Raw genomic sequence first — 26,077 nt, 5'->3', positions numbered from 1 at the left:
CTCTTCTCTGTCCGATATTGGCGATACCTTTTGAGGACAAGGTTAACCCTTTTGACATACTGCATATTTCTCTGTCTCGTTATACCTCTCATACCGATGATGTCTTATGACAGTAAAACCATGACCTCTTCCGTACAAGAGCTAATTAAATACATAGCATTGCACATCGTCATTCTATTTGGTATCTCATTGCCCCTCCCCCCCCTCAACTGTTCAAAAAAAGCATGGATTCTTTATACAACGATCCTGATGTTTCTTGTAATTGGGTGTTTCTGGAGTATTAACCATGGATACAAAGATCCCCGGATGAAAGGATTCTTACCAAATCCGAATACATTCGCTTTCACTGCCATGATGCTTTTTTTTCTGACCAATAGCGAATCCTCTCGCTCTTCGGTAGTACGCGCCAGCCATTTTGTCGTCATAACACTTTTATTTCTCTCTCGAACAAGTGGTGCGTTAATAGGATCTTTTGTTGGTTTTATTCATTTGAACCTCTATACCCAAAAAGGAACTCTTATAAATAGAAGTATCATCCTTTCTGTCTCCATATCCCTGGTCATCGTATTATTCATTGTCCTTCCGAATGGCAGGCTTGAGGTTATTGATACGACAAAGGAAAAGATCACGGTTGTAGAAAAGAACTACAGCAGTGTTCTTTCAGGCAAAGAAATCAATTTCTATTCCATTGTCGAGAGGCAAGGCGTTGACAACACATCGGGCATTTGGCGGCTTTATCAATGGCATCGCATTCTTACATTCTTTTTCCATTCTTCTTTGGACAAGATCATGTTTGGATACGGTATCGGGACGACGGACATTCTATTCAAGCAGAAGCCACATAATGATTATATAAGGATCCTCTTCGAGACTGGCATCATCGGCCTGATCCTCAATCTAATCATCTGGGGCGTTCTATATAGCCGCATGGCTATAAAAGATCGTTGGATCGTTATTGCGATAGCCGTCTTCTGTTTCACAGAAAACAACTATGACCATTTCCCGGCAATGAGTCTTCTGGCACTTTATATGATCAGCGCGGGGAAACCGAAACTTGTCGATACTGCGAAACAGAAAACATATGAGAAGAATCTTCCGCAGGTTATCAGGGATGCTTCCACCTCTGTGGCTTGCTTCCATCAAAGCCATAACCATAAGAAGATATTTCATGAAAGTTCTATTTCTTAATAACTACTATTATATTCGAGGTGGGTCGGAAAGAGTATTTTTCGGCGAGATGGACATGATGAAGAGACATAGCCATTCAGTTGCCGGATTTGCACGTAAGCATTCCCTGGACATACCATCGGAATATGGTCACTTTTTCCCGCCGGATATTACAACAGAAAAGATCAGCCTGTCATGGGAGGCGGTCCGGACTGCCAAAGAGATATTCTACTCCTTCAGCGCAAAAGACGGGTTGAAGAAACTAATTTGTGAATTTCAGCCCGATATTGCACACATTCACAACATGTATGGACGTTTGACTTCTTCTGTGCTCGATCTTCTTTGGGATCGAAAAATACCCGCGGTAATGACACTCCACGACTATAAACTGGCATGCCCAAACTATAAACTTTTGTTTAATAATCGCATATGTGAGGATTGCAAAGGGGCGCTGTATTACAAAGCCGTCAAGAACCGCTGTCATAAGGAAAGCCATTGGGCATCGGCCGTTATTGCCATAGAATCTTACATGAACGAGTGGTTTAAAAAATATAGAAAAACAATTAGATATTTTATATCTCCAAGCCACTTTTTAAGACATAAATTAATCGACTTCGGCTGGCCCGAAAATCAAATTAAAACAGTCCCAAATTTCTTGAATTTATCTGGATTTAAACCAAATTATTCGCCCGGAAAATACTTTCTTTATCTTGGTAGACTATCCGAAGAAAAAGGAATCAGAACACTCATTAAAGCCTTCTCGGAACTGAAGCACAGGCATTTGGAACTGCTTGTTGTCGGCGATGGCCCGATGCGAAACAAGTTGGAAGATCTCGCAAAAAAAGATCGGAGAATTTGTTTTGCAGGGTATTTGTCAGGCAATACCCTTTTGGATGTAATCCGTCATTCTCTCGCTGTCGTGGCCCCCTCGGAATGGTATGAAAACGCCCCTCTTTCCGTTCTGGAGGCATTGGCATGCGGCAAACCGGTTATCGGGGCGGCAATTGGTGGAATACCGGAGATGATCGAGGATGCGGTGAACGGCTTTCTCTTCGAATCCGGAAATCGGGATGCACTGTGGATAGCCATGGAGCGTCTTGCAGAGATGGACAGAGCGGAGATTGAAAACATGGGCAGGGCAGCCCGAAATACAGTGGAGAGAGAGTACGGCACGGAATCGCATTACCGGAGCCTGATGGAGATCTATCAGAAAGCGTGGAAGGAATAAGGCGTCAAATGCACATTGTCTATGTCGCCGTTAAAGGCCTGCCCGTCGGCGGAGGCATCGAAAAAGTCACGGAAGAGATCGGGACACGGCTGGTCAGGAAGGGTCACGAGGTGACCGTCTATTCCAGCCGGGATTATGGAACAAAAGATGGTACGTATCGCGGCATTCAAATCATTACGGTACCATCCGTCGACACAAAGTCGCTGCACAAGCTTTCAATCTGTTACCGGGCAATTCGGGATATTCTGAGGAAAGGCAATGCCGACATCGTCCATATCCATGCCGTCGGCCCATCCGTGTTCTCCATCTTCCCCCGGATGACGGGCATTCCAACGGTCGTACAGATCCACGGCCTGGAATGGAAACGGGATAAATGGGGGATGATCGGCAGGACCTTCTTCAGGCTATCCGATTATTCCGTCGTCTATTTCGCCGACAAGGCCACGGCGGTCTCCAAGGTTCAGAAAAAGTACTATGAGGACCGATTCAACCGCGAAGTGGTTTACATCCCCAACGGCGTTTCCCCTGTGGAAAAACGGCCGGCGAAGTGGATCCTGGGGCAGGGTCTTGAGCCCAACAGATATATTCTCTTTGCTGCCCGGCTGGTGGAAGAAAAGGGCGCCCATTTTCTGATCGAGGCCTATCGGAAACTGGATACAAACATGAAGCTCGTCATCGCGGGGGATGCCGCCCACATGGAAACGTATAAGGCTGAACTCCGGAACCTGGCCGGAAACGATCCGCGCATTCTTTTTCCCGGATTCGTCACCGGCGAACCGATGCAGGAGCTTTTCAGCAACGCCTACCTGTTCTGCCTGCCGTCCACGTTGGAAGGGCTGCCCATTGCCCTTCTCGATGCAATGAATTACGGAAATTGTTGTGTGTCCAGCGACATCCCGGAAAACCTGGAAGCGATCGAGGATCACGGTTATGCCTTCCGTAACCGCAGTATCGAGGATCTCCACCGGGTACTTGCTGATCTACTGGCACACCCGGAGAAAGTGGACGACAAGAAATCCGCGGCAATGGCCCACGTCCGGAAGAACTATTCCTGGGACCGCGTGACCTGCCAGATGGAAGCGCTCTATTTTGACCTGGTGAGGAATCGGCGGCCGGACAAGGCTTGCAAATGAATCCATCGATGCGATTCTTCAATGTGCATATGGATTCGGTGGGGAAAGAACCATTCCGGCTGAAACGATAACACCCGCTCTTGACGAGTGCGTATCGTTACAGCAGGAAATACCACGCCGCCGAAAGGACCCCGGCCGTTGCCAGCATGACGGCCGCCGGCCCCAGGAGGTATCGGTAGGCACCGTAGATGGGCGTGTGGAAGTATTCCGCCGTGACGACGAAGCAGGCGTGCATCGGCGAGAGCATCATGCCCATGTAGCCGAAGGTGTAGGCGAAGCTGGTGGTCGCCGCCGCCACGGCCAGGGAGGGATCGGGCCCCAGGAGGGCGAAGACGATGGGGAAGCTGGCCCCGACGAACCCGAAGGCCACACCGGTAACCGCCCCGGAGATGAAGGGGATCACCATGATGATCGTGATGAGGGGGATGCCCGTCCGGACCAGTTCGTCCCTCATGCCCGTGACGAGGGTTCCCCCCGCGGCGTCCAGCGGGCAGAGGAGCGCCGCCGAGAAGGCCTGGATGCCCAGGACGAGGACGAACATCAGCCACGTCTCCTTTTTCCCGAAGATGGAGAGGGCCGGCCGGAACGCGTCAGTCTTGCCGGCGAACGACGCGACAAGAGCCAGGATCAGTCCCGCGAGCATGGCCGTGAGGTTGGCCAGCGTCCCCTTCACCCCGAGCGGCGGCAGGAGCGCCGAGCCTAAGATCGAGACCACCACCAGGATCCCGATGGGCTGGATCGCCGAGAACACGGCCCCGGGGTCCCAGACGCCATTATCCCGCCCGTTCCCGTTCCTCTCCCCCTCCCCTTTCCCGATCCCGCGCAGGATGAAGAGGGACCCTCCCAGGACCGCCGCGGCGGTGAAGGGCACCTGGATGAGGAAATACGTCAAAACCGGCAGGCCCGCGTACTGCATGGCCAGGATGACACCGGGATACAGGGGCCACCAGTACTCCCAGATGTGGCGGAACCAGTAGTTGATCGCCACCTTGCGGGGCGGCACCAGCTCCTTCTCCTCGTCCATGGCGGCCACGAAGGGCGCCGAGAAAAGGGCCCCCGCCGGCATGGGCAGCAGACCCACCAGCGCCGGCAGGCCCGCGATGATGATGTGCTTTTTTTGGAGCCAGTCCTTGAGGCCGGCGATGGTCCTGTCCATCCGCCCCGTCCGCTTGAGGGAGTCGCTGAAGAACAAAAGGAGCAGGATGATCGGGGGAAGAAGGGCGTTCTGGGGCTGGATGAACGTCTCGGCCTGGTAGAGGAAGCCCTCCCAGCCCGTTCCCGTCCAGGCCGTGAGCAGAAGCGCGAACGTGAGGATCGCGACGCCCAAGGGCGCCCCGAAGCGGTTCAGGAGCAGGATCCCCAGGAAGGAGCCCAGGATCTTGGCATAGGCGGGCAGCGCGAAAAGCCAGTCCATAAAGACGGTCACGCCCCTTCTTTCAGGAAGGGGAGCGGTGTTCCTTTCCGGTAGACCAGGGCCTGGCAGGACGCCAGGAGGCGTCCCCCGCCGTCGGTGACCTTGATGTCGTAGACGGCGGTCCGGCTGGTCCGGTTGATCTCGCTGGCCTCCGCGGTGATCGCGGCACCCGGCTCGGGCGTGGACAGGTAGCTGAGGCTCATGTTGAGGGCCACGGCCATTGTCCCGTGGGAGTTGGACGCCGTCTCGAAGGCCTCGTCGATGAGCGCAAAGATTGCGCCGCCGTGGGCCATGCCGAAGATGTTCTCCATGTCCGGGGTGAACGTCATTCCGACTTTCGAGTAGCCCTCCCCCAGATCCAGGAGCTTCATGTCGAATTTCCGGGCGAAGGGTTCCTTCTCCACCCGCCGGAAGATCGCAGCTCTCACTTTTTCATCCATGTTTCGCACCTCGCGCGGGATGGCGCGGATCGTACCATCAAAGCAAAAAAATGGTCAGGTTTTTTTGGGGGAACTTTTCGCGGCCGGCCATTGTCTTACCCTTAGCAGCGTGAAATGACTTGACAAGAACCGGCGCATCCGCTGCCATGGGACCGCAATTTCAAAGGAGAGATGTTTCCCGGTTCCAATGGCTGATCCCGCGGATGTCCCTGCAAACCGACCGGTCGACGATCCGGACGCCGAGGCTGTCGCCCGCTGCCTGGCCGGCCGCACGGACGCCTTCGAGGCGCTCGTGGAGCGGCACCAGAAGCGGATGCTGAACCTGGCGTACCGGATGCTCGGCGACTACGACGAGGCCTGCGACGTCGTCCAGGAATCGTTCCTGTCGGCGTGGCGGGGGCTGCCGAAGTTCCGGCGGGAGGCGCGGTTTTCCACCTGGCTGCACGAGATCGTCCTGAACGTGACGAGGAATCGCCTGAAGCAGGTGCAGGCCCGGTCCCGGCACGAGGCGCCCGCGGCGGACAACACGCGCGGAGAGGACGGGGAATGCCTCCCCTGCCGGGCCGTCTCCCCACTGGAGCTGCCGAGCGAGCGGCTGGAGCGGAAGGAGCGGGAGGCCAAGGTCCAGGAATGCATCGGCACACTGGAGGGAGAATACCGGGAAGTCCTGGTCCTGCGGGACATCCAGGGCTTCTCCTACGAGGAGATCGGCGACATGCTCAAGGTTCCCGGCGGGACGGTCCGCTCCCGGCTCTTCCGGGCACGGAGCGCCATGAAAGACTGTCTCTCCCGGCTGTTGGGTAAAGAACGATGACGTGCAGGGAAATCGAAGAACGCCTGTCGGCACTTCTGGACGACGCCCTCCCCGCGGAGGAGCGGCGGAAGGTCGAGGAGCACCTTGCCTCGTGCCCGTCGTGCGCTCGCGCCCTGGCGGACCTGCGCAAGACCGTCGGCCTCGTCCGGGAACTCGGGGAGGTCGAGCCGCCGCCGTGGCTCCGGCAGAAGATCATGACCCGGGTCCGTGAAGAGGCGGCGCCGAGGAAGAAGGGAATCCTCCGGGCCCTGTTCTTCCCGCTCTACATCAAGGTGCCCGTCCAGGCCTTTGCCATGGTCCTCATCGCGGTCCTGGCCTTCCAGATCTACCGGACGAGCGAGCCGGAGCGCCAGGCCCTGGACCTGCCGCTTCCCCCCGCCCGGGTCGAGCAGAAGGCGGCCGCTCCCGGCGCGGCGCCGGGGATCCCGGAGCCCGCCCCCGCTCCGGATCTGAGGAAGGAGGAGCGTACAATGCGCGGCGCGGCCCCGTCCACGGCGGAGCCGGCATCGGTCCGTCCTCAGACGGAACCGCCCCGGTCGCGCCCGCAGGCAACGGAAGGAAAGGGGCTCGGCTTCGCGCCCCCGCCGGACCGGGCGAAATCGGCCGTCCCGCCGGAAGCGGAGCGCCGGCTGGAGCCGGAAACCGGCGGTGCCCCCGCCCCTGTCGGCAGAAGCGCCGTCCGGGCCCCGGCGGCGGAATCCTCCCGTGACACCGGATTCGCACCCATGCGGGAAGCCGGGAAGGCCCGATCAGGCGCCGCTTACGAATCCAAGCGGAAGGATCAATCGGAATCCGCCGTCATGGCGGCGAAGGAAGACCGGACCGATGCGGCAACCATGCGGAAACAAGCCCTGGCGCCGAAACCCTCCTGGGATCTCTCGCTCCGCGTACAGGACGTCCTCTCCGCAGCCTCCGCCGTCGAGCGGGAGCTGCGCGCACTGAGCGCCGGGAATATACGCCGCAGGGCCCGGCAGGGGGCGGTCACGATCACGGCGGACCTCCCCGCGGCCGCCCTGCCCGGTCTGTCCGAGCGCCTCCGGGCTTTGGGAGAGCTGCAGACGGCCGGATCGTCCGGTGACACCCGCACCGGCACGGTGACCGTCCGTGTCCGGATCGTGGAAGAGGAATACTGAGCCTGCCGAATGGATCAGAAGAGAAAGAGGTTCTTCGTGGCGAAGTTGGGCTCGCTTGTCAGGTTGACGCCGATCCGCCGCAGGCCCGCCTCGTCGCCTGGCGTGGGCATGTGGGTCATGTGGACCTCGCAGTTCCGGAGCTCCCGGAGCTTCTCCACGGCAAGCTGGGCCGCCGGGTTGGTGGCGGCGCTGATTCCCAGGGCCACCAGCGTCTCCTGCAGGTCCATGCTGACGGATTTCTCCCCCAGGGCCTCCGTCCGGAGGTTGTGCACCGCGTCGGTGATGTAGGGCGGCAGCAGCTTGATCTTGGCGGGAATCGCCGCCAGGTGCTTGACGGCGTGAATGACGAGGCTGGAGGCGGCGTGCATCAGGGGCGAGTTGTTTCCCTTCACGATCGTCCCGTCCACCAGCTCGATCGCCGCACCGCAGTAGATCCCCTCGTTGCCCTTCTCCTGTTCCTGCGCCTCCCGGGCGGCCTCCCAGGACGGCGCCACGACCCGCCGATCCTCCGGCTGCAGGCGGAAATCCTTCATGAACAGCTCCACCCGCTGCACCGTCTCCCGGTCGGCGAACCCCATGGCGTACTCGCAGCGGTACCGGTAATAGCGCCGCAGGATCTCCTGCTTCGCCGCCTCCCGGGTCACGGCGTCGTCGATGATGGCGAAGCCGGCGCGGTTCACGCCCATGTCGGTGGGGGACTGGTAGAAAGACTCCGTCCCGGTGATCTTCTCCAGGATCCTCCTGAGGACGGGGAACACCGCCACGTCGCGGTTGTAGTTGACGGAGCTCTTCCCGTAGGCCTCCAGGTGGAAGGGGTCGATGAGGTTGAAGTCCCGGATGTCCGCCGTGGCCGCCTCGTAGGCCACGTTGACCGGGTGCTTCAGGGGAATGCTCCAGATGGGGAAGGTCTCGAACTTGGCGTAGCCCGCCTTCACGCCGCGCCGGTACTCGTGGTAGAGCTGGGACAGGCAGGTGGCGAGCTTGCCGCTCCCCGGCCCCGGCCCCGTGACGATGACGAGGGGCTTCTCCGTGGGGATGTACTCGTTGGCCCCGTATCCCTCGTCGCTCACGATGGACTCGACGTCCGTCGGGTAGCCTTTCGTGAACCGGTGGGTGAAGACCCGGACGCCGCGCCGCTCCAGCTTGTTCTTGAAGAGCGCCGCCGCCGGCTGGCCCTCGTAGCGGGTGATGACCACGCCGAGGACCTCGATGCCCCAGCCCCTCAGGTCGTCGATCAGCTTCATCGCGTCGGAGTCGTAGGTGATGCCGAAGTCGGCCCGGATCTTCTTCCGCTCGATGTCGCCGGCGTAGATGCACAGGAGGATGTCGGCGCTGCCCTTCAGCTCCTGGATCAGGCGCATCTTGACGTTGGCGTCGTACCCGGGCAGGACGCGCGCGGCGTGGTAGTCATAGAGAAGCTTCCCGCCGAACTCCAGGTACAGTTTGTTGTCGAAGCGCTTGACCCGCTCGAGAATCTCCTCCGTCTGTTCCCGGATGTACTGCTCGTTGTCGAACCCGTTCCTCTCCCGCCCCGTCATCCCTTCCCCCCTCAGAACATTGGTCGCCTTTGTTCCTGCTGTACACAGGCATGCCCGGCATCATGATAGCCCGTGGAACAAATTCGGGCCGCAAATGGCACAAATCTGTTCCGTCGGGCCGACACGAGATACCCTATTTTCGCGGGAAATGGAAGGGTAGAGAGGCGGGATGAAGGTTTTACGAACCCATCCGCCGGATGAGCGTCTCCAGGTAGCGGGACTTCATCTGCCGGGACGCCATGGCCTGCTGCACCGGCGGCAGGCGGAGGATCGCCCCCAGGATCGCCGCCATGGCCCGGTGGCTGAAGAGCGCCCGGTTGTCGAAGATCAGGTTCTGGAGCTTTCCGCGCTCGACGGCCATGACGACGGCCAGGTGCGCGGTGTTTAGGGGGGTGATGACCCGTTCGGGCCGGCTCGTGAGGCGGATCAGGCCCTCCCGGCAGGCGCGGACACAGACGCCGCAGCCCAGGCAGATTTCCTCCCGGAGCCGCGCCGTCCGTTTCTTCGGCTTTGCGGGGTCGTTCGCCGAGACCAGGGTCATGGCCTCCACGGGGCAGACGTCGGCGCAACGCCCGCAGCCGGTGCAACCCTCCTCCGAGACGACCGGCAGGAAGTTCGTCGTGTGGACCGGCTGAAGGAGGGAGAAGCGGCGGGCCGCGTGCATGGCCTCGCAGCAGCAGCCACAGCAGTTGCAGATGAAGTTGACCTCCTCCCGCACGTTGGATCCGAACTGGACGAGGCTCCGCTCCCAGGCTTCCCGGAGGAGGTCCAGCCCCTCCTGTACGTCCACGGCCCGGGCATGGCCGTGCTTCACCAGGGACTCCGCCGAGCCGTTGAAGGTCATGCAGATCTCGAGCGGCGCGTCGCAGGCGCGGCCCAGGTGCCCCATCTTGTGGCGGCAGTAGCAGGTGCTGACGCCCCGGACCGAGGCGGTCCGGATGACCTCCGTGGCCCGCTCGTAGTCGAGGATCAGGAGGCCCGGCTCCTCCGGCAGGGCCGGCTCCTGGACGAAGGCCCGGCCGAGCCGCGTCTCCCCGTCCGCGAAGAGCTCCCGGACGAAGTCCTCCTCCACGTTGAGGTACTGGTAGAAGAGCTCGCTGAGCACCTTCTGGTCGATGTCCCCGCGGGTCCGCATGAGGGAGAACTCGAAGAAGCCGGCCATGGGCGGCGGGAGCACCCAGGTCTGCACGCCCTTCTCGTTCTCCGTGTCGAGGAGGATCGCCCGCCCCGCCAGTTCGTCCAGGATCTTTCTCGTCTCCGCTACACTCATCTTCCAGCGGCGGGCCGCCTGCTCCGCCGTGAAGGGGCGGATCGGGAGGAGCGAGACCAGGGCCGCCTCCTTCTCCCGGAACAGGATGCTGAGGATCTTGTAGAGCAGCTCCGACGGCGGCGCCCCCTGGGGGAAGCGGTTCAGCCGGTCCACCAGGGCCGTGTATCCCGATTTCTGATGGTGGTGGCTCATGGCACGTTCCTGCCGGTATGGTCCGGCCTCTCCCGGACGAAGAGGAAGAGCGCGAGCGCGGCGACGGCCATTCCCGCGTCCAGCATGAAGGCGGCGTCGTAGGTTCCTTGGCTGTCCCGCAGCATTCCCCCGACCCAGTGGGAAAGGATCGCCCCGCCACCGTACAGGGGTGTCCAGGCTCCGATGACGGTCCCGATCATCCGCCGGGGGAAGTAGTCCCCGGCGCAGGCGCCGTAGATGGGAAACGTAACGCCGTAGAAGACGGCGAAGACGGCCACCAGCGCCGACAGGGCCGCCTGCCCGGAGCCTGCCGCGACGATCCCCAGAACGGCCAGGGCGATACAAAGGTTCGACAGCAGGATGGTCTTCCGACGCCCCAGCCGGTCCGACAGGGGCAGCAGCGTCAGGACCCCCAGGACCTGGAAAGAGCCGTGGATCGTCGCCAGAAAGCTCGCCGCCCCGAGGGAGAGCCCCGCCTGGTCCCGGGCGTAGTCTACCATGAACGTGGTGATTCCGTAGAGGGAATAGGAGATGCAGAAGTAGGAAAGGCCGATCCACCAGAACGTCGGATTCCGAAGGATCTCCTCCCGCAGTCCGCCCGTCGGCTCCGTCTCCGCACCACCCGCCGAAGCGCCTCGCTCTCTCTTCCCGCCCCAGGGATCAACGCCGCAGGACTCCGGGTCGTTGCGGAGGAGAAGGCCGTTGACCGCCACGAGGACCAGGGCGACCGCTCCCAGGATGGTCCAGGTGTGGCGCCAGCCGAACTGGCCCGCCACGAGGGGAAAGAAGGCGCCGACGGCCGCAAAGCCGAGGCCGTATCCCGTGGAGAGGATGCCAAGGGCGAGGCCGCGGCGCCGCGGGGCGAACCAGCGCTGGACGACCGCCAGGACGGGCGTCCAGATCCCCGTGGCTCCCACCCCCACGATCGCGTAGGCCAGGCAGGCGCTCTCGAGGCTCGCCGCCCCAGCCATGAGGAGCACGCCGAGACCCAGGACGGCGAGGCAGACCGGGATGACCCGCCGGGCACCGACCCGGTCGGTGAGCCAGCCCGTCAGGGGCGTCAGGGCGATGTACGTGACCAGGTAGGCGTTGTAGATGGTCCCGCCGGCAGTGCGGCTGAGGTCCAGGTCCCGGATCATCTCGGGGAGGACCACGCCGTAGCCGAGGCGGACGGAGTAGTTGACGAAGAGGTCCAGGAAGCCGGCGGCGAGGATGAACCAGGCCCAGTGCGGCAGGCTTCCCGGACGGCGGCCGGCCGGGATCATGAAAAGCTGATCTTGACCGGCTGTTTCTCGGCCTCCGGCGCCTCGAGCTCGAAGAAGTCCGCCTTCTTGAACTCGAACCACGTGGCGACGACGTTGGAGGGAAAGGCCTCGATCCGGATGTTGAACTCCCGGACGACGGCGTTGTAGGTCCTCCGGGCACCCTCGATGGCGTCCTCCAGCTCCCGGAGCTGCTGCTGCAGCTGCATGAACTCCTCGCTGGCCTTCAGGTCCGGGTAGGCCTCGGCCACGGCGAAGAGGCCGCGGACGGCATCGGTCAGGGCGTTCTCGGCCTTCGTCTTCGCCGCCGGGGTCGGCGCGCCGGCGGCGGCGGCCCGGGCCTCCGACAGCTTGTCGAAGAGGCCCCGCTCATGGGCCGCATAGGCGCGGACCGCCTCGGCCAGGTTCGGCACCAGGTCGTAGCGTTTTTTCAGGAGGACGTCGACGTCCGCCCAGGTGGATTCCACGGTGTTCCGGCCCCGGACCAGTGCATTGTAAAGGACAATGCCGATGACGACGATGGCAACCGCCCCGACGAAAACGACGAACATGAACATGGCTTCCTCCTGAAATGGTTTGATTTCCTGTCCTGCCTCACTCGCCGATGATCTTGACGAGAACCCGCTTCCTCCTGCGCCCGTCGAACTCGCCGTAGAAGATCTGCTCCCAGGGGCCGAAATCCAGCTTCCCGGCGGTGACGGCCACGACCACCTCCCGGCCCATGACCTGCCGCTTCAGGTGGGCGTCCCCGTTGTCTTCCCCCGTCCGGTTGTGGCGGTAGCGGGACACTGGCTCGTGGGGGGCCAGCTTCTCCAGCCACTCCTCGTAGTCCTGGTGCAGCCCCGGCTCGTCGTCGTTGATGAAGACCGACGCGGTGATGTGCATGGCGTTGACCAGGGCCATCCCCTCCCGGACGCCGCTTTTCCGCAGGCACTCCTCCACCGCGGGGGTGATGTTGATGAAGCCCCGCCGCGCGGGGACGTTGAACCAGAGCTCTTCGCGGTATGATTTCATGGATTGCGGGTTCCTCCGGTGATTTGCGGGCTCCGCCGGTTGATACGGACTGCCTGCCATGACCGACGCCCGACCTTATTCCACTTTCCCCTTCAAGCCAACGGCTTTCTTTCCGGGCGTGACGGTTGCGCGCCGCCGGCAATCCGCCCTATCCGATCCGGCCACTGTTATTCCCGTCCAGGATGGATCGCACGCCCCGGGCCAGCCGCTCCATCTGAAAGGGTTTCTGGAGAAAGCCGTTGCAGCCCCGGTCGAGGATCTCCCGGGCCGCGCCATCGATGCTATAGCCGCTGGAAAGCAGGACCGGGACCTGCGCATCGATCTCCCGCAGGCGATCGAAGGTTTCCCCGCCCGACATGCCCGGCATGATCATGTCCAGGATCACCATGTCGATCCCGTCCTTTTTCTCACGGTAGACGGCGACCGCCTCCTGGCCGCTTCCCGCGCACAGAACCCGATACCCCAAGACCTCCAGCATTTCCCTTGCGACATTCAGGATCATAGTCTCGTCGTCCACCAGGAGGATCGTCTCGGTTCCCCCCGCGGCCGACGCCTGCGGGTCCACCTCCCGGTCGACGGCCTTGTTGGACGCCGGCAGATGGATTTCGAAGGTCGTCCCCCGGCCGGGCCGGCTCGCCACGTCGATCGCGCCTCCGTGCCCCTTGATGATCCCGTACACCGTGGCCAGTCCCAGGCCGGTTCCCCGTCCCATCCCCTTGGTCGTGAAAAACGGGTCGAAGATCCGTTCCCGGGTCTGGTCGTCCATGCCGATGCCCGTGTCGCTGACGGAGATCTTCACGTACCGCCCGGGAGCGAGGGAAAGCGCTCTCCCGTCCGCCAGGACGACATTGTCCGTCCCGAGGCGGAGCTCGCCGCCCCCCGGCATGGCGTGCCCGGCATTCACGTAGAGATTCATGAAGACCTGCTCCATCTGGGAGCGGTCCACTTCCGCGGTCCAGAGGTCCGGACGGAACGATCTGTGGATGATAATCTCCTTCTTGGTCCTCCCGAACATGTCGGCGGTTTTCCCGACGATGTCGTTCATGTCCGTGGGCTTGACCTCGTAGCGTCCTCCGCGGGCAAATCCCAGGAGCTGGCCGGCCAGGCTGGAGGCGCTGACGACCTGCTCCTGGATGTACTGCAGCCGGACGCGATGGGGATGGCTTTCCGGGAGATCGAGCATCATCAGCGAGGCATGGCCCTGGATTCCCATCAACAGGTTGTTGAAATCGTGGGCGATGCCGCCGGCAAGGGTGCCGACGGACTCCAGTTTCCGGGAGCGGTTGAGCTCCTCCTTCAGCCTCTCCTGCTCCTCCTCCACCCGCTTTCGCTCGGTGATGTCCCGGGTAAAGCCCAGGATTCCCATTGCCCGTCCGGCCTGATCGCGCAGGAAGGTCACCTTGATTTCGCCCCAGACCAGGCCGCCGTTTTTATGAACGTGCTCCACCTCGATGATCCTGGAGCGCTGTGGATTCCCGCTTCCGCCCTCCTCGGCGGCCCGCTCCTCCGCAAAGATCTGCAGGCACTTCTCCAGGGAGGCCGGGGTCAGCACACCGCCCGGCGGCATGCCCAGGAACTCTTCCGCGGTATAACCGAGCATCTCCTCAATGTAGGGGCTTACATAGGTGAACCGGAGATCCAGGTCTGTCGTCCAGATGCCGTCCCGCGCGTTCTCCGCCAGCCGGCGAAACCGCTCCTCACTGTCCCGAAGGGCGTTCTCCGCCTCCTTTCGCGCCGTGATGTCGTGAATGATGGAGTGAAGCAGGTCCTTCCCCTTCACCCGGATCCTGCTGCTGAACCCCTCGACGTCCCGGATCGAGCCGTCCGCGCGGCGGTGGCGGAACTCGAACCGGAACTGCCGGCCGGTCTTGGCCCGCTCCATGGCCGCGTTCACTTCCTCCGGACTGAGCGTGTTGATCTCGCTCATCTTCATCCGCCGGAGCCGCTCCAGCGGCCAGCCGTAGTACTCCACGGCCGCCCGGTTTGCATCGACGATTCCGGCCGTTTCCGGATCGATCAGCAGCTTGACGGCGGTGTGGTTGTCGAACAGGTTCCGGTACAGCTCTTCGCTCTCCCGCAGCCCCTCCTCGGTCTTTTTTCGCACCTGGATCTCCTGCTGGAGCTTGAGGTTGGCTTCCTCTGCCTCCTTCTTCTGTTCCTCAAGGACGTCCAGGGATTCCTCGATGCGATTCCGAAGCATCTCCGGCGCGATCACCATGACGGCGACCAGCATGGTAAAGATGAACAGGCCGGTAATCCAGGCCATGGCCGACCGGGAGGTCAGCATGTGTTCCGGGTGGATCGGGATGAAGCCCGTTGTCATCCCGACGGCCACAAAGATGATCGCGGCAATGCAGGCGAGAAGGACGAGGATCCCCGTCCGCATCCCGTAGAGCAAGGCCGACAGGAAGCAGACGCCAAGCAGGAGCTGCATGCCGACGCCGCTCATGCCGATGCGCAGGAGGATTGAAAAGGAAACCAGGAACAGCGCGGAGACCAGGATCAGTGCCCGGACCCGGTAGGACAGCCTCCGGGAGGCGAAGGTCCCCGCCAGGAAGATCCCGTACAAGCCCAGGTAGAGCACGGAGAACACCCACCGGCCCTGCATCCAGGACTGGACGGCGCCGATGACGGCGGCGGGCAGGCCGAGGAGCGAAATGACGAAGAGGATCCTGTTCAGGATGGTCCGGCGAAACTCCGCGACTTCCGGCCTGTCGCTGTCCGGACGGAAGAAAATAAGCCTGGATCCTGGTAACTTCCCCATGTCCGTCTCTCGCCGGTCCTTCTCTCACCCGGGGACCTTCACGGACCCGGAGCGCTCAAATGGACGCCCGCGGGCAGGTAGACGCGGACCATGGTCCCTTTCCCTTCCTGCGACTCCACGATCATGCAGCCGTTGTGCCTGCCGACCACGGAATGGCAGACCGACAGGCCAAGTCCCATCCCCTTTTCCGCGCCCCGCTGCTTGGTGGAATAGTAGGGATCGAAGATGAGCGGCAGTTCGTCCTTTGGGATTCCCTTTCCCGTATCCTCCATGGAAATCCGGACATAAGGACCTTCCGGAACGGGCAGTCCGTCCGCGGCCGCAACCCGGATGTTCTCAATCCGGACCTTGAGGCTCCCCCCTTCGGGCATCGCCTCCACGGCATTGACGGCCAGGTTCCGGACGACCTGGCTGAGCTGCCTCTCATCCGCTTCCAGGGCCCACAGATCGGCGTCCATGAAGAACTCCGTCTCCACCGGCCATTCCTCGACGCTCCGCAGGACGGTGTTTTTTACCAAATCGGCAATTTCTATGATTTCTTTAAACGGTTCCCCTCCCTTGGAGAAAGTGATCAGGAGGCCCGTCAGCTCCATCGCCTGGTTGACGGCATTCCGGGCCGCCGAGATCCGGGCATGAGACGTACCCCCCTCGGGAGCGTCCGTCATCAGCAGTTCGAGGTAACCCTGGACGACGGCCAGGAGATTGTTGAAATCATGGGCAATCCCTCCCGCCAGCGTGCCGATCGACTCCAGCTTGTGGATCCTGATCTGCTCTTCCTCGGCCCGTTTGCGCTCCGTTATATCCCGGTTCAGGATGATCAGCCTCGCAGGCTCGCCTTCATCATCCAGCAAGACAATCCCGTTGGCCTGGATATGCCGGATCGCCTCGTCGGAACGGACGATGCGGTACTCGGTGTGGAATCCCTTTTCCCCGATCGTCCGGGGGATGTAATCCCTCAGCGCCCGGTCGCGGTCTTCCGGGTGTACGCGGTTCAGCCAGTCGTCCCGGGTGACGCAGGAGTCCCTGGAAACGCCGAACATCTCGAACATCCTGTCGTTGCTGGTCACGGTGTGCTTCCGGATGTCCCAATCCCAGACGCCAAAGGAACCCGACTCCAGGGCCAGGGCGAGGCGCTGTTCGTTCTCTTCCAGATCCCTGTAAGCTTTCCGGACAGTCCGCAGCGGGAATCGCTGGAAGAGAAGGAAAATCAAGATCCCCATCATGATGGAGCTGACGCCGACGATGACCGTCTGCACAACAAGATGGTTTATGGAACGGGTGATCTCGACGTTCGCCACCACCGTGCCCGCCTCATGCACGGGAGCGCGGAACGTGACCAGCGGCTCCGTCAGGGATTCCTCGGTCCGGGCAATGACCTGTCCCCTCAGGTCCTTGACGGCCCTCGACTGTCCGATATCGTAATCGAGCCTGTTTTCCAGGATCTCCCGGAGCCGGAGCTCTTCGAACTGCCAGGTTTTCGGATTCCGGACGACGAGCTCTTCCACGGTCCGTGCTGAAAATGCAAGTTCCGCGTTCACGCCTCCCTGCATGTTTTCGTACGCGACGAGGAAATAGCCCACGGGCACGCAGACGGCCACGACAAGGCTGATGACGATCACCAGGATCGATGAGATGCGGGTTATGGACGGGACAGGCTTTTTCATTTTCCGGAACCGGTAACGAGGACTCCGTATTTCCCGGCAAGGGCGCGTCCTCTCTTCGAGTATACAAATTCCAGGAACTGCGAGGCGGCGGCGGGAAGCTTCCCGGTCGTTGCAAAGAGGATCTCCCTGGCGAACGGGTAGCTTCCGTCGGCAAGGGTTTTGCGGCTCGGCCTGACGCCGTTGAGCGCGACGACATTCAGCGGCAGCCCGGAGACCAGGACGCCGGCGAGGGCGGCGGTGCCGATCCCCCCGGGCGTCCTGGAAACGGCCTCGTTCGACTCCGGGTCGGTCAGGGCGACCATCATCCCCTGCCGCTGGTGCGCTGTGACCACGGCCGCGGCCATACCCGGCGAAAGGCTTTTCAGGATCTTCGTATCCGTGTCTTCCCGGGGTCGCAGGATGACCCGGACGGTCTCCCCGCCGGGCCAGTTCTTCGTCCGTCCTGCATAGATGTCCTCCAGCTCACGGGTCGATATGCTTTTCAGGCGGACGTCCCGGTGGGTCACAACGGCCAGGGGGGTCTCTCCGAAAGGTCTCGACATCCCCCCCCGGGCGATCTCCTCCGGCCGAAGAGGACGGCTTATGACGGCGATATCGATCGCCCCGGCGAGAAGCGCCTTGATCGCGCCCGAACTGCCAAGCGGCTTCACGATTTCAAATGAGACGTCCCGCTTCGTCTTGCTATAGGCCTCTATGAAGGGATTCATCATCTCCAGGGGGGCTCCGGAGCCGTTGATCCGGATCGTCTCCCCCGCCCCGGCGTCCCGTACACCCGTACAGAAGAGAAAAGCCGCCAGTACAAGATAAAGGGGAAAGAGAAAAAGGCCTCGGCAATGGACGTTCATGATCTCCTCCTCAACCGTTTGCCCGGGTCGTTCGAAACCTTTCCCGTCCGGATCGCATGGCCATGAACGGCATCCGGGGCATGGGATCCGTATTGGGTGCCGTTGCGAATCCCTTATTTTTTCAATAGGCTGGAGAGATCCGCCTCCGGCAGATAGCGCCGGTATATGCTTTCGAAGGTTCCGTCCGCTTTCATGGCATCCAGGGTAGCCTGCCATCTCCGGACCGTCTCGACGGGGGTGCCGCGGGACATGGCAATGTAGAAATATGTATTGCTCATGGTGTATATCGGCTCCAGGTCATTCATACTGAAGCCCGCACGTTTCACGATCTCCGGAACCGTGATGTCGGTAAAGACGGCCAACTGGACCTCGCCCTTCATGAGTTGTTTCACGCCGGTGACCGGGAGAGGCGAGCTGAGGAGATTCGTGAACCCCCTGCTCTTCAGGTATTGTTCCGTGAACCAGCCCGTCGTTGTGGCGATCGCGTGGACTTTCCTCGCTTCGTCGAGGCTCTGGAGCCGGATGCCGCCCCCTCTCTTTGCATAAAGAATCGCACTGTTTTTCCCCACCGGCCCTACCCACTGGAAGAGCTTCTCCCGCTTTTCCGTCCGCTCGGTGCTGAACAGCACAACGTTCGGCCTGTCCAGGGCCGTCTGGTAGGCCTCATCCCAGGTGACCAACCGGATATTGTCCGGCACCCCCTGGCGGGCGGCGATCTCCCGAACCACATCCGTGACGAAACCGGTGACCTTCCCTTCTTTCATGAATGTGACCGGCGGGTACTCCTCTGTCAACAGCAAAAGACCGGGGGCGCCTTTCAGGGCCTTCTGAAAGGGACAGGCGCAACCGGCCAGAACGAGCATACTCAGGATCAGACAGAACCAGCCTGCTTTTTTCATCGTTTCTCCATTTCTTGACATGCGGTTTCCGTGAAGATGTCGTGCGTCAGCGACGATCCGGCTTTGCCTTGAGCCTGCCGGAGCACACAATATAGGTTCGGCCGTCGCTCCCCTTCGCCGCCTGGAAATAGGTCGTCTTGAAGTATAGTCCGCTCTCGCCGGGATGGGTGTAAATGTAGTCCTCCCAGCCGCTCCCGTCCTTCAGTGCCCGGGTGACGATCTCATCCCGGAACGCCTTCCCGTCCACATCCGTCTTTCCCTTGAAGTTGACACCCACGGTTTTCGGATTCTCCGCGTGGGCGGCCATGGTCACCCCCGGATCGTACACGAAGACGTAGAGCGCCCGGTTGTCCCCGTCGCGGTAGGGCAGCTCGCCGGCGTTGATCCTGCGGATCGTCAGGGCGGCGTCCCCGGCCAGGTCTTTTACCGTGCGGTCGACCAGCCGCTTCACCTGCTCCTCGGTGATCCCGTCTTTCCCGTAACGGGGCTTCAGGTAATGATCGAAGATCTCCTCATAGGCGCTGAAGCCTTCCCGGTTCTTTTCCCGCTTGAGATCGTCCAGCGCCTGCTGCATCCTCTGAACGACCTCCCGCGGCGTGTTCCGGCTCACGGCGAAATAGAGCTCGCCCTCGTGGAGCGTATAGACGCTCTGGAAATTACCGGCGTCGGCGGCCACGTGCCGGATCAGCCAGAGTCCCGCCGTTTCCTCGTAGGCCCAGGCGTCGACGGTCCCGGCCTCAAGCAGCCGGATCGCGTCTTCCGGGTTGTTCCGGATGATGACGGACTTGCCTTTGATTCCCCCCCGGGCCAGGAGCTGTTCCCCGATGTCGTCCCGGAGCGCAGCGATCTTCAGCGTCTTCAGGTCGTCGAAGGCATTGATCTTCCGTGCCCGGTCCCTCCGGGCGATCAGGACGATTTTTGTCGGGGAGATGGGACCGACCCACTGGAAGAGCGTTTCCCGCTCCGGCGTCCGGGTCGCGGAGAACAGGACCGTGTTTTTCTTTTTCAGGGCGGCCCGGTATCCCTCGGTCCAGTTCGTCAGCCGGATCCGGTCGCGGCGGAAATCGAGGTTCGCCCTCTTCATCATCTCTTCAAGGAGATAGACGGAGATGCCTTCCAGGCGCCCGTTTTCCCTGTAATTGAAGGGGGGGTACTGCTCCGTCAGGAAGGTCAGTGGTGGGTCGGCAAGCGGCCTTGCCATACTCTCCGCAGGTGGAAATGCAAACATCGTTGCCAGAAATAAAAATGCCAGAAGACATGCCCGTTTGACGTTGACTCCTTTTCCGATCATCCGTCCTTCCCTCCCGGGAGATTGAGTTGAGCAGGGCGGTTTTCACCGCTCCCGTCCTCGGCCGCTCCGCCGCCGCCGGGTTTCCCGCAGGCGTATCCGGCACTCCGGCCTTGCCCGCAGTCTCACACGAATCGTGAATTCCGTCAATTATTGCCTTCGGTGGGGGAGCCGGCCCGGCGGGATCTATTTCACGGAGAGGAGGTGCGACTGCAGATTGATCTTTTCCCCGGACAGGCTGAGCTTTTTCCGGATGTTGATCCGGTGCCGGTCCACCGTGAGCTTGCTTGTTCCGAGCATCTCCGCAATTTCCTTGCTCTTTTTCCCTTCCCGGATCATGTTTGCCACCTGGGCCTCCCGGGGCGTGAGTTTCCCCTGCATGGAGGAAAGGCCCGCCAGGAAAGGCGATGCGATTTCCCGCAGGTTCGCCTTCAGGAGGTCCAGGTAGTGCATGCCCCGGGCATTCAGGCCGCAGGATGCCAGCTCATCGAGGGCGGGCAGGACCAGCTGGTCGATGTTCAACTGCAGCTTCTCCTCAAGGATCTTCCGGTCCTCCTCGCGCTGTTTCAGGAGATACCGCAGCGCCGAATTCGCCTCGCTCAACTGCAGCGTCCGCTCCCGGACCGTGGCATCCAGGTTGTCGAGTATCTCCTTCAGGGCCTTTTCGGCCTCCTTGCGGTCGGTGATGTCCCGCAGGTAGGCCAGGATGCACCGCTCTCCTCCGAAGATCACCTCGACCGGCGATACCTCGAAATGGATGCATAGGCCGTCCGGCTTCAGCACCCGGGTTTCGATGTGTCTCTGTTTCGCCTGCCCCTGATTGAACCGGTCGACGGCGTCCATGAAGGCCGCCTGGTCGTCGGGATGGATGTAGGTGCCCATCACCGTTCCCAGCATCTCGTCCCGGGTCCGGCCGATCCGGTCCAGGAACGTCTGGTTGACGTAGACGTAGCGGCTGTCCCGGGCGATGACCACGCCGTCGTTGGAGCTCTCCAGGGCCGTCCGGTAGAGCGCTTCGCTCTCCTGGAGCGCCTGCGCCATCCGCTTGCGGTCGGTGACGTCCCGGGCGAACGAGACCGCCAGGCCCTTTCCCTCGCGGCTTATGATCCGGGCGCTGACCTCGATGGCGATCTCCGAGCCGTCCTTGCGGATATTCCTGCGCTCGAGGACGCCGGCGCCGTCTTCGACGAGGCGCTTCACATCACCCCGCAGCGGAAGAACCCACTCCGGGTCGATCCCGGCAATGCCGGCACCGATGAGATCCTCCCGGCTGTAGCCCAGCATCCGGCAGGTATTTTCGTTTACGTCGGATATGTTCCCCTCGAAATCGTTGATGAAGATGGCATCGTTCGTGTTCTCCACGATGACGCGATATCTTGCCTCGCTTGTCCTCAGGACCTCTTCGAGCCGCTTCTGTTCCGTGATGTCCTGCGCAACGCCCAGCAGATACTGCTCTCCGGCTCTCCTGATGAGCGTCGCCGATATGATCACGTGGGCCTCATGGCCGTTGCGGTTCCGGAGCCGCGTTGCGAAATCGACAAGACTCCCTTTTTCTGCCAGCTCCCGGAATATTTTTCGCCGATCGCCGCCATCGACGAACAGGTCGAGCGCCTCCGTCGTGCGGCCGACGGCGTCCTCCCGGGCCAGTCCCGTCGCCCTCTCCCATGCCCTGTTTACGTCCACGATCACGCCGTCCCTGACGCGCGTGACGGACATGGGCGCCGGGCTGGCCTGGAAGACGATCGAGAGGATCTCCTCCAGTTCCTCTTCGACCCCGGCCGGATTCCTGTACGGTCTGTTGCCTTCTTCCATCCCCTGTTTCACCGTTTCGTTCTTCACCCCACCTGGCCGCCGGCGGTAAAGCGGTCTCTACTTCAGTTCCCTGAACCGGGCCTCGATGGCCGTGATGTCCTCGATGCGGATCAGGGCATCATAGAAGTCCCGGCCGGAAAGCTTCTCCAGGTGGACCAGGTGCTCGCCCAGTGCCTTCACGGACCCCTGGAAGGTCTTTCCCGAGCGGAGATGGATCACGACCTCCTTGCCGCTGTAGACTTTCAGGTTGTCCCTGATCGAGTGGGCCGTCTCGAACGTCGCCCCTTCCACGGCAACCGCCTTCCTGGCCTGTGCCTCCACCGGGATGCCGGCCGACACGGCCGCCAGCAGGATCACAGCCAGCAGCACCGGCCATGCAATCCGATCCGTCCGTTTCATAGAGCCTCCTTTCGGGAAAAGAGAATGAGTCAGGTTTTTTCATATAGCATTTCCGGGGGAGAGAAAAGGGGTCTGAATCCTCTGCCGCGTCTCAACTCTTTTATACCGAAAGTTATAGATAAATATACTCGCCGCTATATGGTGTTCGCCCATTGGTGCATGTATAAGTCGGCCGTTCCTAGTGCGTACAGGTGCGACTTACGCCGTCCGTGACGGACCGGGCGCCGGCCGGACCGGCATGGAGCGGGGTTTGCAGCGGACCGGCGGTCCTGCCGGATGCGGACGATCAATCGATACAGTGAAGGAGACGGGAACTTTGAGGGACAAGAGGCGTTTTTCGGGAGTCGCAGTGGTGATCCTGGTCGTGTGCGGGCTTTTCCTCCTGGCGGGATGCGGCAGCAAGTCGAATATCCCCGTAACCGGCGAGTACCAGGCCGTGTTCATGGACACGGGACAGATCTTCTTCGGCAAGCTGGAGAACGCCGGGTCGGACTACCCGGTCCTGAAGAACGTCTTCTACATCCGCCAGCAGACCAACCCGGAAACGAAGGAAGTGAAGAGCGTCCTGATCCGCCGGGGCAATGAGTGGCACGGACCGGACCGGATGATCATCAACGCGAGGCACATCGGCGTCATCGAGCCGGTGGGAGCGGATTCGCAGGTGGCGAAGCTGATCAAGGAGGCGGAAGCCAAGCCGGCGGCAAAGTAGGAAGCATCCGCCTCCCGGATTCCAGATCCACCCTGTTCTCCCGGTGCATGGCCGGGGACAAAAGAGGAAGGCAACAACCGGCACAAGGAGGCCATCATGGGAAGAAGACTCTCTATCTGGAAGCGTTTCCTGGCGATCGCGGCCGCGGCGGCGGTGATGGCACTGCCGGGAACCTTGCGAGCCGATGAAAATTACTGGTATGGTACCACCGGTGACGGTTTGTGGAGCACCGCCGGGAACTGGGACCTCGGGAGCATCCCTTCCGAGGGGCAGTTGGTCTATGTGGACAGCACCAGTGCCGTCACATATGACGCAACCGTGGATCCGAAGCTGAACGAGTTGCACATCTATTCCACTGGAGCTTACAGCACGGTCTTCAATCACTCCACAGGTACGCTCTCGCTTCCGGGCGACACTTTCCTGTTGGTCAACGGAGAAGTCGCCGGCTCACAAGCAGTCTACAACCTTTCCGGCGACGCCGTTCTCATCAAGGACTCTTATGAAGTGAAGATCGGCACCAGCGGCACCGGAACTTTCAACCAGAGCGGCGATTCCATCTTCCAGATGGGCAGTGCCATGTACCTCGGAGACCAGATAGGAACAATCGGTGTCTACAATATGACCGGCGGTACACTGACGGGCTTTATCGGTGAGCGGCCTGTTGATTCAGAACTGCAGTATGGAACCTGGTACGGCGACATCGCCCTCGGCGAATGGGGCGGTAAGGGATATTTCAACCAGAGTGGTGGCAGCGTAACGGTCAATACCCTCACGCTTGCCCGCCAGATCGCAAACGGTGGAATCAGGAGCTACGGCCGCTACGAACTCAGTGGTGGCGAGTTGAAGACCAGCCAGACGAATATCGGCATGTCGGGCGACGGCGTATTTGTCCAGACCGGCGGAACGCACTCAATTACCGGTGACCTTAATCTGGGATCCCAGTCAACCGGTTCCGGCACCTATGAATTGAGCGGCGGCTCTCTTGTCGTGGGGGGATCCGAACGTGTCGGCTACTCCGGATCGGGCAGCTTTACGCAGACCGGCTCCTCTACGACGCATACGGTCGGTGCCAACCTTGTCATCGCCAATGAAGCAGGAAGCAGCGGTACTTTCAATCTCGAAGGTGGCACTCTCCGAGTCGGGTATTTCTACAACAACTCCACGTCTGAAGATATGTACACGGACGGAAGCACCTTTGTCGGAATGGGCGGCACGGGAACGTTCACCCAGAGCGATGGAGATCACATCATCAGCGGCGGTCTCACCCTGGGCCAGGAGTCCGGGAGCCAGGGCACATACACCTTGAGCGGCGGGACCCTCGCGGTAAGCACACATGAGCATGTCGGCGTATCGGGCAAGGGTGTCTTTGAGCAGCAAGGAGGATGGCATTACGTTGGAGGCGATCTCGTCCTGGGAAACAATGACGACGGCGAAGGCAAGTTCTACATGAAGGGCGGAACTCTCGATGTCACCGGGACGACGACCGTCGGCCTGAACGGCACAGGTGAATTCAACCAGACCGGCGGGACATTCAAGTCGAACGCCATCATCAACAACGGTACATTCACGTACACCGGCGGTATAATCCAAACGAGTACCTTCACAAACACCGGCACGTTCACCGGTGCGGGAGTGATCAATGCCCTGTCCAAGGGCGGCTCCGTAGCCTTCACCAACTCGGGCATCCTGGCCCCGGGCAACTCCCCCGGCACGCTGAGCATCGGCGGGAATTTCGAACAGACTGACTCCGGCACGCTGGCCATCGAGCTGGCGAGCCTCACCTCCTATGACATTCTGAGCGTAACCGGAACGGCGACCCTGGCGGGGATCCTTCAGGTGATCCTTTACGAAGGCTATCTCCCGGCTGTCGGCGACTACTACGATTTTCTGACGGCGGGCGGCCTCAGCGGGGCGTTTGCATCGATTCTGGGTCCGCAGGGCTATTCCTGGACCGTGGACTATCTGGATCTCACGAATGACGGAGTTATTGAGACGGCCAGGCTGACCGCCAACGCCGTGCCCATTCCCCCGGCGGTGTGGCTCCTCGGAACGGGGCTCATCGGGATTGTCGGGATCCGGAGACGGTGGGGGAAACCGTAGCAAGCGGTTCAGAAGAGGAAAAAATTCGATTTGAAATCCAACCCCGGACGGGCTCAAGCCTTTCCGGGGTTTTCTTTATTTATTCCAATCACTTTCCCTTGTCCGCCTTCTCCAGGACCATCCGGATCGCCTTCTCCAGGGCGCGGTTGAACTCCTCCGGGCGGTTCATCATCAGGAAATGATCCGCGTTCTTGAGGATGATGGCATCGAACGACAGCATGTGCCGCCGGTTCGCCTCGTAGTTGACGGGCCAGAGGTCCCCGTTCACGCTGACGACGGGAACGCGGACCTGATCGAAGGCCCTGGCCGCCTCCCCCGTGACGAACTGCATCAGCAATTCGTTGCTGGCGCTCAGGGCCACGGCCGGCGGCGCCGCCGACATGTCCGCAAGGATCCACTCGCGAAGCCGCTGATCGGTCCGGGGCGAGATCATCTGCCCGACGAACTGCCGGCTTCCGGCCCGGAAATCCTTCTCCATGGGAGCAAGCATTTTCTTCATCGCTTCGCGTGTTATTGGGTACTCGACGTTTTCGAGCGTGTCGACGCCGATCAGGCCGGCGACGCGGCCGGGCATCAGGCGGGCAGCCTCCGCGATCACCGAGCCGCCCATGGAGTGGCCGATCAGGATGACGCGGCGGCTGCCCGTGGCCTCGACCACGGCCCGCACGTCCTCCCCGAAGGCCACCATGGTGTACTTCGTCCGCCCCATTCCCGAGTGGCCGTGTCCCGCCAGGTCGAGAACCACCACGCGGTTCGTCCTGGAAAAGAACGGCACCTGTTCGCGCCAGTAACGGGCGTCACAGCTCCAGCCGTGGACGAACACCAGGGCCGGCTCCCCTGTGCCATAGACCTCGTAGGAAATCGGCGTGCCGTCCCCGGACAGGGCGACATGGGGCCAGTCTGCCGGGGCGGCAGACGCCGTCCCGATCGTCATGACCAGGAGCAAGAGGCAACCTGCCAGGCACAAGAAATGTTGTTTGCCGGATCGGCGT

22 protein-coding genes are annotated in these 26,077 nt (G+C 61.3%); 7 read left to right on the top strand and 15 right to left on the bottom strand.

Annotated features, from left to right (window positions below; translation table 11 throughout):
- Nucleotides 1-120: 120 nt before the first annotated feature.
- The 3 genes from PLO63_06355 to PLO63_06345 are packed head-to-tail and all read left to right on the top strand — an operon-like array spanning nucleotide 121 to nucleotide 3,528.
- Entirely contained in the window at nucleotides 121-1,188 is a 1,068-nt protein-coding gene (locus PLO63_06355; protein HOI73756.1) for an O-antigen ligase family protein, read from the top strand.
- Nucleotides 1,169-2,395 (top strand): glycosyltransferase, encoded by a 1,227-nt coding sequence (locus PLO63_06350; protein HOI73755.1) that lies wholly within the window; start codon nucleotides 1,169-1,171, stop codon nucleotides 2,393-2,395. Before PLO63_06355 ends, PLO63_06350 begins: the two co-directional genes overlap by 20 nt.
- Before the next feature lie 8 nt (nucleotides 2,396-2,403).
- On the top strand, nucleotides 2,404-3,528 hold the full coding sequence (locus tag PLO63_06345) for a glycosyltransferase family 4 protein (GenBank protein HOI73754.1): 1,125 nt from the start codon (nucleotides 2,404-2,406) through the stop codon (nucleotides 3,526-3,528).
- 97 nt (nucleotides 3,529-3,625) lie between these two features.
- Here PLO63_06345 and PLO63_06340 read toward each other — a convergent pair whose 3' ends face one another.
- Together PLO63_06340 and PLO63_06335 are read right to left on the bottom strand one after the other, a co-directional pair.
- Complete coding sequence (locus PLO63_06340; GenBank protein ID HOI73753.1) at nucleotides 3,626-4,942, bottom strand: DUF401 family protein; 1,317 nt, start codon at nucleotides 4,940-4,942, stop codon at nucleotides 3,626-3,628.
- Between the two features lie 8 nt (nucleotides 4,943-4,950).
- Nucleotides 4,951-5,382, bottom strand: a complete 432-nt coding sequence (locus tag PLO63_06335) for a hotdog fold thioesterase (GenBank protein ID HOI73752.1) — start codon at nucleotides 5,380-5,382, stop codon at nucleotides 4,951-4,953.
- 187 nt (nucleotides 5,383-5,569) lie between these two features.
- Between PLO63_06335 and PLO63_06330 the strand changes: the two genes are divergently transcribed.
- Complete coding sequence (locus PLO63_06330) at nucleotides 5,570-6,196, top strand: sigma-70 family RNA polymerase sigma factor (GenBank protein HOI73751.1); 627 nt, start codon at nucleotides 5,570-5,572, stop codon at nucleotides 6,194-6,196.
- Nucleotides 6,193-7,329, top strand: a complete 1,137-nt coding sequence (locus PLO63_06325; protein ID HOI73750.1) for a DUF2275 domain-containing protein — start codon at nucleotides 6,193-6,195, stop codon at nucleotides 7,327-7,329. The genes PLO63_06330 and PLO63_06325 overlap by 4 nt, the downstream gene beginning before the upstream one ends.
- A 14-nt stretch (nucleotides 7,330-7,343) precedes the next feature.
- On the opposite strand, the gene PLO63_06320 is transcribed toward PLO63_06325, so the two are convergent.
- The 12 genes from PLO63_06320 to PLO63_06265 all read right to left on the bottom strand — a co-directional run bounded on the left by PLO63_06320 (nucleotide 7,344) and on the right by PLO63_06265 (nucleotide 22,276).
- Nucleotides 7,344-8,867, bottom strand: a complete 1,524-nt coding sequence (locus PLO63_06320; protein ID HOI73749.1) for a DUF1846 domain-containing protein — start codon at nucleotides 8,865-8,867, stop codon at nucleotides 7,344-7,346.
- 178 nt (nucleotides 8,868-9,045) lie between these two features.
- Nucleotides 9,046-10,329 carry a 4Fe-4S dicluster domain-containing protein gene (locus tag PLO63_06315; GenBank protein HOI73748.1) on the bottom strand — a complete coding sequence of 428 codons (1,284 nt, stop codon included), beginning with the start codon at nucleotides 10,327-10,329 and terminating at the stop codon, nucleotides 9,046-9,048.
- Complete coding sequence (locus PLO63_06310; protein ID HOI73747.1) at nucleotides 10,326-11,594, bottom strand: MFS transporter; 1,269 nt, start codon at nucleotides 11,592-11,594, stop codon at nucleotides 10,326-10,328. Before PLO63_06310 ends, PLO63_06315 begins: the two co-directional genes overlap by 4 nt.
- Nucleotides 11,591-12,148 carry a LemA family protein gene (locus tag PLO63_06305; GenBank protein HOI73746.1) on the bottom strand — a complete coding sequence of 186 codons (558 nt, stop codon included), beginning with the start codon at nucleotides 12,146-12,148 and terminating at the stop codon, nucleotides 11,591-11,593. Before PLO63_06305 ends, PLO63_06310 begins: the two co-directional genes overlap by 4 nt.
- 37 nt (nucleotides 12,149-12,185) lie before the next feature.
- Nucleotides 12,186-12,605 (bottom strand): secondary thiamine-phosphate synthase enzyme YjbQ, encoded by a 420-nt coding sequence (locus tag PLO63_06300; protein HOI73745.1) that lies wholly within the window; start codon nucleotides 12,603-12,605, stop codon nucleotides 12,186-12,188.
- A gap of 148 nt (nucleotides 12,606-12,753) precedes the next feature.
- The gene (locus PLO63_06295; protein ID HOI73744.1) at nucleotides 12,754-15,369 is read right to left on the bottom strand and encodes a PAS domain S-box protein; all 2,616 of its coding nucleotides are present in this window, start codon (nucleotides 15,367-15,369) and stop codon (nucleotides 12,754-12,756) included.
- Between the two features lie 38 nt (nucleotides 15,370-15,407).
- The gene (locus tag PLO63_06290) at nucleotides 15,408-17,033 is read right to left on the bottom strand and encodes an ATP-binding protein (protein HOI73743.1); all 1,626 of its coding nucleotides are present in this window, start codon (nucleotides 17,031-17,033) and stop codon (nucleotides 15,408-15,410) included.
- Nucleotides 17,030-17,878: a substrate-binding domain-containing protein gene (locus PLO63_06285; protein HOI73742.1), complete on the bottom strand. Its 849-nt coding sequence runs from the start codon at nucleotides 17,876-17,878 to the stop codon at nucleotides 17,030-17,032. Before PLO63_06285 ends, PLO63_06290 begins: the two co-directional genes overlap by 4 nt.
- Before the next feature lie 113 nt (nucleotides 17,879-17,991).
- Nucleotides 17,992-18,777, bottom strand: a complete 786-nt coding sequence (locus tag PLO63_06280) for a transporter substrate-binding domain-containing protein (GenBank protein HOI73741.1) — start codon at nucleotides 18,775-18,777, stop codon at nucleotides 17,992-17,994.
- A 46-nt stretch (nucleotides 18,778-18,823) separates the two neighbouring features.
- Nucleotides 18,824-19,978: a transporter substrate-binding domain-containing protein gene (locus PLO63_06275; protein ID HOI73740.1), complete on the bottom strand. Its 1,155-nt coding sequence runs from the start codon at nucleotides 19,976-19,978 to the stop codon at nucleotides 18,824-18,826.
- A gap of 273 nt (nucleotides 19,979-20,251) precedes the next feature.
- Nucleotides 20,252-21,904: a PAS domain S-box protein gene (locus PLO63_06270; GenBank protein HOI73739.1), complete on the bottom strand. Its 1,653-nt coding sequence runs from the start codon at nucleotides 21,902-21,904 to the stop codon at nucleotides 20,252-20,254.
- A 30-nt stretch (nucleotides 21,905-21,934) separates the two neighbouring features.
- Entirely contained in the window at nucleotides 21,935-22,276 is a 342-nt protein-coding gene (locus PLO63_06265; protein HOI73738.1) for a hypothetical protein, read from the bottom strand.
- A gap of 316 nt (nucleotides 22,277-22,592) precedes the next feature.
- On the opposite strand from PLO63_06265, the gene PLO63_06260 reads away from it, so the two are divergent.
- Together PLO63_06260 and PLO63_06255 are read left to right on the top strand one after the other, a co-directional pair.
- Nucleotides 22,593-22,985 (top strand): hypothetical protein, encoded by a 393-nt coding sequence (locus PLO63_06260; GenBank protein HOI73737.1) that lies wholly within the window; start codon nucleotides 22,593-22,595, stop codon nucleotides 22,983-22,985.
- Nucleotides 22,986-23,081: 96 nt separating this feature from the next.
- A complete protein-coding gene (locus tag PLO63_06255; protein ID HOI73736.1) occupies nucleotides 23,082-25,085 on the top strand; it encodes a hypothetical protein in 2,004 nt (667 codons plus the stop codon).
- Between the two features lie 88 nt (nucleotides 25,086-25,173).
- Here PLO63_06255 and PLO63_06250 read toward each other — a convergent pair whose 3' ends face one another.
- Complete coding sequence (locus PLO63_06250) at nucleotides 25,174-26,031, bottom strand: alpha/beta hydrolase (protein HOI73735.1); 858 nt, start codon at nucleotides 26,029-26,031, stop codon at nucleotides 25,174-25,176.
- Nucleotides 26,032-26,077 lie beyond the last annotated feature (46 nt).

It is taken from the genome of Syntrophales bacterium (assembly GCA_035363115.1).
GTDB lineage: Bacteria > Desulfobacterota > Syntrophia > Syntrophales > PHBD01 > PHBD01.
Note: the sequence above shows the minus strand (reverse complement) of the source record. Positions and strands in the feature narration are given on the sequence as shown.